This is a genomic window from Neorhizobium sp. S3-V5DH, assembly GCF_004343065.1.
GTDB lineage: Bacteria > Pseudomonadota > Alphaproteobacteria > Rhizobiales > Rhizobiaceae > Neorhizobium > Neorhizobium huautlense.
Genome location: NZ_SMCL01000006.1, coordinates 218484 through 225532, shown reverse-complemented (window position 1 = coordinate 225532; position 7049 = coordinate 218484). Strand labels below are relative to the sequence as shown.

Here is a 7049-nt window from a genome sequence, read left to right as displayed (position 1 = left end):
GTCGCCCTTCCGCAGTTGCGCTTCACTTCGCTCGCCATGACCAGCTTACGGTGGGACTTCCACCCACAAGAATGCGCCCATGCTGGGCGCACAACCGAAATACCAGCCGCCTCGGCGGCTGGTATTCGCAGTTCATTCAAGACACCGAATGGAAAGACGGGTCGCAATCGTCGTTCCGGGTGTAGAGACGGCCAGACTCTGAAACCGGCCATCATGTTCAAGATTAAGTGAAGATTTCCCACGAATCAATCACGCGGATACTCTTGGCCGTGAGTTTTTTGCGCCTCATCCCATCGCAGAGGCGCAGATGCGTTTCACTTACTCGTTCTGGGCGCAACCCAGAGGTCGTTTTGTAGACTTCTCACGCATTTTGGTTGGAACGTTCCGCCTTTGAAGGGATTTGTACCTTCGACGACGCGATCATTCGCATCGCTTCGTTATTTCGAAAGAGGAAAGGACAGGAAATGAAGACCTATCTTACTTCCAGTATTGCCGCTCTCGTCATTTCGGCTGGATTTGCAGGCGCCGCGGGCGCCCAGGACATGTACTCCAATCCTGAAGGCATCCCGCAGTCCCCGCCGACCATCCAGCAGTCCCGCGGCCAGGATGTTGACACCATGTCGACCGGCAGCATCGTCCGTTATGGCACCAGCCCCTCCTGGAATGGCAGCACGGGCGGCAATGCCGATCTCGACGGCGGCCAGGATGAAGGCGACTATTACGACGGCGCATACCGCCCTCATAATTAAGCATTTGCTTCAAGGCACCGCATCCCGCGCTGGTCGCAAGCAATGTGCGAGGACGCCAAGCGATAAAAGAAAGCCGGCTTTCCAGGCCGGCTTTTTCATTGGTGGGGTGTGTTGCGTTCGATAGGGCGGCGATCCTCCGGCGGTCCTCGATCGACCCCTTGTCTTCGCCGTCAATCATTCTGAACTGAAAATGAATCTGCCCCTCAGCCCGTGTTCAGTGCGCCGCCTTCATTCTGCCGCCATTGGGACCGGGAGAAGACCATGGCCATTCTTGCACGCCGCCTGACAATCATCACGCTGATCATGACGATCTTCGCGCTCGCTTTCGTAGCGCTGGTGGAGCAGCCTGCGCGGCGGGAGTTGCGCGTGCATCTTGGAACCAATGCGCCCTGCTATCACCCCGCGACGCCGGGTTGTGTCGCATCGCTTTAGCGGGTCCGGCAGGAGAGCGACGCGAAACAGGGGAGCGTCGTTTGATTGTCAGAAAGTTCCCACTATAATAGCGCATGAACACACGAATCTTTTCACTCTCCCCCCTCCCCTTCATCAGCCCCAGCGCCCTGGAACCCCAAGTATTCGACAATCCGGTCGAAGCTGTGGATGCGCTGACCGCGCTTTACGAACGCAACACGCAATTCCTGATCGATGCGTTCGGCAGCCTCGCCAAGGGCGCGGCCGTTACCGGCCGCTACCGCGCATGCTATCCGCAGGTCAGCATCGAAACGACCTCGTTCGGGCATGCCGATTCCCGCCTTTCCTACGGGCATGTCGCAGCGCCCGGCATCTACACGACGACGATCACCCGACCGAAACTCTTCCGCCATTATCTGAAGGAACAGCTCGGCCTGCTGATGCGCAACCACAGCGTTCCGGTGACCGTGTCTGAATCTGCGACGCCTATCCCACTGCATTTCGCCTTCGGCGAGGGCGCCCATGTGGAAGCGTCAGCGACAAGCTCGCTTGCGGATCTCTCCCTGCGCGACCTGTTCGACACGCCCGACCTCAACAACACCGACGACCTGATTGCCAACGGGGAATACGAGGCCTTGCCGGGCGAACCCGCCCCGCTTGCACCATTCACGGCACAGCGCATCGACTATTCTCTGGCCCGCCTCAGCCACTATACGGCCACCAATGCAGACCATTTCCAGAATTTCGTGCTCTTCACGAACTATCAGTTCTACATCGACGAATTTGCCGCCTGGGCGCGCGAGCTGATGGCCAAGGGTGGCGAGGGATATACCGCCTTCGTTGAACCGGGCAACATCATCACCCCAGCAGGCAGCGACAAGCCCGACACACCCGGTACGGTCCGCATGCCGCAGATGCCTGCCTATCACCTGAAGAAGAAGGGCCATGCCGGGATTACGCTGGTCAATATCGGCGTCGGCCCCTCGAATGCCAAGACGATCACAGACCATATCGCCGTGCTCCGCCCGCATGCCTGGCTCATGGTCGGCCATTGCGCAGGACTGCGGAACAGCCAACGGCTCGGCGATTACGTGCTTGCCCATGCCTATGTGCGCGAAGACCACGTACTCGACGACGACCTGCCGGTCTGGGTGCCGATCCCGGCGCTTGCCGAGGTGCAGCAGGCGCTGGAAAGCGCGGTCGAGGAAGTTACCGGCTACCAGGGCTTCGAACTGAAACGCATCATGCGTACCGGCACCGTCGCGACGATCGACAACCGGAACTGGGAATTGCGCGACCAGCGCGGACCGGTCAAGCGGCTGTCGCAATCACGCGCGATCGCGCTGGACATGGAATCGGCAACGATCGCTGCAAACGGCTTCCGCTTCCGGGTGCCTTACGGGACGCTGCTCTGCGTTTCCGACCGGCCGCTGCATGGCGAACTGAAGCTGCCGGGAATGGCGACGGCATTCTACCGCACCCAAGTCAGCCAGCATCTGCAGATCGGCATCCGCGCCGTGCAGAAGCTCGCCGCCATGCCGATCGAAACGCTGCACTCACGCAAGCTCCGGAGCTTCTACGAGACCGCGTTCCAGTGATGTTGTGACTGTGGCCCTACTGGTGTATAATTTTCGACGTTCATACACACGAGGCTGCCATGCGCACCAATATCGAACTCGATGACGAACTGATCACGGAAGCAATGGAGCTGACCGGCCTGCCGACAAAAAAGGCGACGGTGGAGCAGGCATTGAGGGATTTGGTCCGCATTCGTAGGCAGATGCGCGCAGTCGACAATCTTGAAGGCATCGGCTGGGATAGCGATCTTGATGAAATGCGAAAAGACTCGAGGAGATTTGCCGATTGGGGCTTGAAAGGCGGCGAATGATTGTCGCTGACAGCTCCGTCTGGATTTCGCTATTTCGGAAAGACGATGCCGAGGTCGCGGAAAGATTGCGCTTTTTCATAGCCCAAGGCGTTGTTCTTGTCGGCGATATCATCATGCTCGAAGTGCTCCAAGGCGCTCGCGATTACCATCAAGCCAGCTGGATCGAACAGAACTTCCGCGACTTTCCCGCCGCACAGATGCTGTCTCCCTCACTCGCAATAAAGGCGGCAGCCAATTACCGTACTCTTCGGAATCGAGGCGTTACGGTTCGGAAGACGATAGACATGATCATCGGCACCTATTGCATCGAACACCGACACAGCCTGTTGCATAAGGACAAGGATTACCTGCCGATGGTCGAATATCTCGGCCTTCGGACCGCCTGATTATTCGGCTTTCGTGGGCCTTGCCACCAGCAATGACAGCGCCGTACCCACCAGCGAGGAAACGATCACCAGCAAATGGGTGTTGATTGCGGCCTGGCCGAGCTCTTTCAAGGGCACCCCGGCCGTGTCCGCGCCGAAGGCGATGGCGCCGGCGGTGATGCCGGCGGGATAGGTGCCGACGCCTGCCGGGGCATGCACGGGAAGCACCGAGGAAAGCTCGCCGCCCAGAGCGCCGCCGAAACCGGCCGCGACCGTCAGGCCGCCGAGAAGGCTCAGCACCCAGGCAAGCACGGCAATCTTGGTGAACCAGTTGAGGAGCGTGGCACCCCAGGCGCGGGCAAAGGCGCCGCTATCGGACGGCAGTCCGGCCTCCACCTCGCTCAGCAGGCTCCTTGCCTTGTTCGGCACAACTTTGGCCGTCAGTCGGAAGGCGGCCCTGCGGAGCGCGAAGGCGATTGCCGGCAGGATCAGGAAGGCAAGCCAGAGAGCCCAGGCCCAGACAGCACCAAGCTCCAGTGCGAGCCCGGTACCGGCCGCGGCCAGCAGTGCATGGAGATCAAAAAGCCGCATGACGAGCAAGGCGGACGTGCCCCGCGCCAGGCCCAGGCCGAATTCCCGCTTCATCAACAGCGGAAAGCTCGCCTCACCCGTGCGGAACGGCAGAATGACGTTCAGAAGATTGTGGACCTGCACCAGCCGCAGAAGCGTGCCGAAATGACCGCCGGTTTCTTTGGGAAAGTAATCGTAGATGCGCCAGGTGCGCAGGACATAGGTCCCGAGGAGAGCCGCCAGAGCGACAAGCGCGGTACTCCAGCCGGCGCCGCTCCACAGCGACACGATGCTCTGCCAGCCCCAGACCCACTGGATGAAAGCGGCATAAAGGAGAATGATCGCGATCGTTGCGAGCGTCATCGTGTTACGAATTATCCATGCGCGGCGGCTGGCAACGGAATAATTCTTCATATAGTAGGATGCCCCATGTGACGGTTTCGGGTGAAGTTTCAGGTTAGGGTCGCCATGACGGCGCGCGCTTCCGGCCCGAGGTTTAGGAGAAAGACAAGGTGCGTACAACAGCAGAGTCGGTCACCAGCCGTATCCAGACGGCCGAACCGATCGAACTGTCCCTCGTCGTGCCTCTCTTCAACGAAGAGGAAAGCGTCGGACCGCTGATCGAGCGGATCACGACGGCAATGGCGAACTATCCCGGGACATGGGAACTCATTCTCGTCGACGACGGGAGCACCGATGCCACGATCGCCAATGCCCGAACTGCGCTTAGCCGTCCTGGCCTCGACCTCAAGATCGTGGCTTTGCAACGCAACTTCGGCCAGACGGCAGCCATGCAGGCTGGCATCAACCAGGCCGAAGGCCGGCTGATCGCCACGCTCGACGGCGACCTGCAGAACGACCCGAAGGACATCCCCGCCATGGTGGCGGAGCTGGAGCGGCGCGAACTGGACCTCCTCGTCGGCTGGCGCAAGAACCGTCAGGACGGATTGCTGCTTCGCAAGGTGCCATCCTGGATCGCCAACCGGCTGATCGGCCGCATTACCGGCGTACGCCTGCACGACTACGGCTGTTCGCTCAAGATCTATCGCGGCTCGGTCATCAAGCAGGTGAAGCTGATGGGCGAAATGCACCGCTTCATCCCGGCTTGGGTGGCGGGCGTCGTGCCGAGCTCACGGATCGGCGAAATGCCGGTGACGCATCACGCGCGCCAGCACGGCGTTTCGAAATACGGCATTTCCCGCACTTTCCGGGTGATCCTCGATCTGCTCTCGGTGATGTTCTTCATGCGCTTCAAGGCGCGGCCGGGGCATTTCTTCGGCTCCCTCGGGCTTGGCCTCGGCGCATTGTCGGCGATCATCCTCACCTACCTGTTCATCGACAAGTTCATCATGGGTAACGACATCGGCACCCGGCCGCTCTTCCTGATCGGCGTCATGCTGTTCCTGTCGGCCGTGCAGATGATCACCACCGGCATCATCGCCGAGATGATCGCCCGCACCTATTATCGCGAAGATACGGCGCTCAGCTACATCGTCAGGGAAGTCTATGAGGGCGATCAGGCGCATCAGTGACGCGCTTGCCCGCCGTCCGGAAATCGTTCTTTGGCTGATCGCCGCCTACTACGTGCTGGCGGTCGCCTTGCGGATGCTGCGCTCGGAGGCGCTTAATAGCGATGAGGCCGAACAACTCGTACAGTCGCAGTTCTTCCTGATGGGTTACGGGCGGCAGCCGCCTTTCTACAATTGGCTGCAATACGGCATCATCCAGCTGACCGGTCCGTCGATCTTCGCCCTGTCGCTCGTCAAAAACCTGCTGCTCTTCCTTTGCTGCGCTGTCTATGGGCTGGCGGCGCGGCTTGTGCTCAAGGACAGGCGCCTGGTCGCAGTCGCCATACTTGGCGTGATCGCCGTGCCGGCCGTCAGCGTCATGGCGCAACGCGACCTGACGCACGCGATCGCCACGCTGTTTGCCGTCGCATTTTTCCTCTATGCCTTCCTGCAGACGCTGATCCGCCCGAGCCTCGGCTTCTATCTGTTAACCGGTCTCGCTGTCGGCATAGGGCTGATCGCCAAATACAACTTCGTCATCGTGCCGGTGGCGGCGATACTTGCCATCCTGCCGGAGCCGGAGCTTCGCAAGCGTATCTTCGACTGGCGGATCATTCCGGCGCTTGCCGTCACTGCCGCCCTGTGCCTGCCGCACGGGCTCTGGCTGCTCGGCAACCTCGCCGAGGCGACGGACGGGACGATCAAGGCGATGCGGGAGGATGCCTCCGGCAATCCCATCCTCGATCGGTTGTCCGGCCTCGGCACGCTGGCTGTGGCGATACTTTCTGGCACGCTGCCGGTCCTTGCCTTCTTCCTGATCGCATTCCGCAGATCCCTCGTCGAGGCACGGACGGCAGCCAGCGAATGGACACGCGTGATCGGACGCATGCTGCTCCTGTGCCTTGTCGCCGTCGGACTGATCGGCCTCGGCTTCGGCGCAACGACCATCAGCGAGAAATGGCTGTCTCCCTTCCTTATCCTGCTGCCGCTCTATCTCTGCCTGAAGCTCGGTTCAGCCGGAGCAGACAGCAGCCGCAGCGTCGCGCGGATGCTTTTTCCCGTTGCTGCGCTCGCCCTCGGCTTCATTGCCTATATGGCGCTCGGCAATGTTATCGGACCACGCCTCGGCCAGTACAACAAGGAGAACCTTCCCTCCGGCCCCTTCCTGCGCGAGGTGCTGGCTGAACGGGCCGATACAAATCCTGCCTATGTCATCGCCGCCGATCCGTTTCTCGGCGGAAGCGCCCGGATCGAATTGCCAAGCGCGCGCATATTGTGGCCTCGCTTCGGCCAGACGCCGCTCCTCGACACGATAGAGAGGGGGCAGGTCGGGCTGATTGTCTGGCGGGAGAACGGCAATGGCATGCCGGATGGTTTGAGCGCCTATTTGCAAGAAAACGGCATAGACGCCGAGCGCCTGGCGACAGCCACCAAGGCCGTGCCTTATCTCTTTTCCGGCGGGCGAGACACCGTCACCTTCGGTTTCGCATGGACAGTCGGCGACGCAGGGACGCCCAGAACAGGCAATCGGCCTCGAAGCGGAATGAAAAATTAGTGT

General features: G+C 60.7%; 9 protein-coding genes. 8 read left to right on the top strand and 1 reads right to left on the bottom strand.

Features of this window, described 5'->3' with window-relative positions:
- From EDE09_RS28450 to EDE09_RS12475, 6 genes are all read left to right on the top strand, one after another.
- Positions 1 to 185: hypothetical protein (locus EDE09_RS28450; RefSeq protein WP_207914837.1), on the top strand; the 185-nt coding region annotated here is incomplete at its 5' end.
- Between the two features lie 279 nt (positions 186 to 464).
- On the top strand, positions 465 to 749 hold the full coding sequence (locus tag EDE09_RS12490) for a hypothetical protein (protein WP_112802885.1): 285 nt from the start codon (positions 465 to 467) through the stop codon (positions 747 to 749).
- A 261-nt stretch (positions 750 to 1010) separates the two neighbouring features.
- Entirely contained in the window at positions 1011 to 1181 is a 171-nt protein-coding gene (locus tag EDE09_RS28165) for a hypothetical protein (protein ID WP_162712537.1), read from the top strand.
- Positions 1182 to 1255: 74 nt separating this feature from the next.
- Positions 1256 to 2758, top strand: coding sequence for an AMP nucleosidase (gene amn / locus EDE09_RS12485; RefSeq protein ID WP_112802884.1), 1503 nt, complete (start codon positions 1256 to 1258; stop codon positions 2756 to 2758).
- Between the two features lie 59 nt (positions 2759 to 2817).
- Positions 2818 to 3048 (top strand): type II toxin-antitoxin system VapB family antitoxin, encoded by a 231-nt coding sequence (locus tag EDE09_RS12480; protein ID WP_105371616.1) that lies wholly within the window; start codon positions 2818 to 2820, stop codon positions 3046 to 3048.
- The gene (locus EDE09_RS12475; protein ID WP_105371617.1) at positions 3045 to 3434 is read left to right on the top strand and encodes a PIN domain nuclease; all 390 of its coding nucleotides are present in this window, start codon (positions 3045 to 3047) and stop codon (positions 3432 to 3434) included. The genes EDE09_RS12480 and EDE09_RS12475 overlap by 4 nt, the downstream gene beginning before the upstream one ends.
- Here EDE09_RS12475 and EDE09_RS12470 read toward each other — a convergent pair whose 3' ends face one another.
- The gene (locus tag EDE09_RS12470; protein ID WP_132410724.1) at positions 3435 to 4397 is read right to left on the bottom strand and encodes a lysylphosphatidylglycerol synthase domain-containing protein; all 963 of its coding nucleotides are present in this window, start codon (positions 4395 to 4397) and stop codon (positions 3435 to 3437) included.
- Between the two features lie 98 nt (positions 4398 to 4495).
- On the opposite strand from EDE09_RS12470, the gene EDE09_RS12465 reads away from it, so the two are divergent.
- Positions 4496 to 5515, top strand: a complete 1020-nt coding sequence (locus tag EDE09_RS12465) for a glycosyltransferase family 2 protein (RefSeq protein ID WP_105371619.1) — start codon at positions 4496 to 4498, stop codon at positions 5513 to 5515.
- Positions 5490 to 7046, top strand: a complete 1557-nt coding sequence (locus tag EDE09_RS12460; RefSeq protein ID WP_132410722.1) for a glycosyltransferase family 39 protein — start codon at positions 5490 to 5492, stop codon at positions 7044 to 7046. The genes EDE09_RS12465 and EDE09_RS12460 overlap by 26 nt, the downstream gene beginning before the upstream one ends.
- Positions 7047 to 7049 lie beyond the last annotated feature (3 nt).

Excerpts from the sequence above, each read along its gene's own strand:
- EDE09_RS12490 (WP_112802885.1), top strand. The coding sequence starts at position 465 with ATGAAGACCTATCTTACTTCCAGTATTGCCGCTCTCGTCATTTCGGCT.
- EDE09_RS12460 (WP_132410722.1), top strand. The coding sequence starts at position 5,490 with ATGAGGGCGATCAGGCGCATCAGTGACGCGCTTGCCCGCCGTCCGGAA.
- EDE09_RS12470 (WP_132410724.1), bottom strand. The coding sequence starts at position 4,397 with ATGAAGAATTATTCCGTTGCCAGCCGCCGCGCATGGATAATTCGTAAC.
- EDE09_RS28165 (WP_162712537.1), top strand. The coding sequence starts at position 1,011 with ATGGCCATTCTTGCACGCCGCCTGACAATCATCACGCTGATCATGACG.
- amn (WP_112802884.1), top strand. The coding sequence starts at position 1,256 with ATGAACACACGAATCTTTTCACTCTCCCCCCTCCCCTTCATCAGCCCC.
- EDE09_RS12480 (WP_105371616.1), top strand. The coding sequence starts at position 2,818 with ATGCGCACCAATATCGAACTCGATGACGAACTGATCACGGAAGCAATG.
- EDE09_RS12475 (WP_105371617.1), top strand. The coding sequence starts at position 3,045 with ATGATTGTCGCTGACAGCTCCGTCTGGATTTCGCTATTTCGGAAAGAC.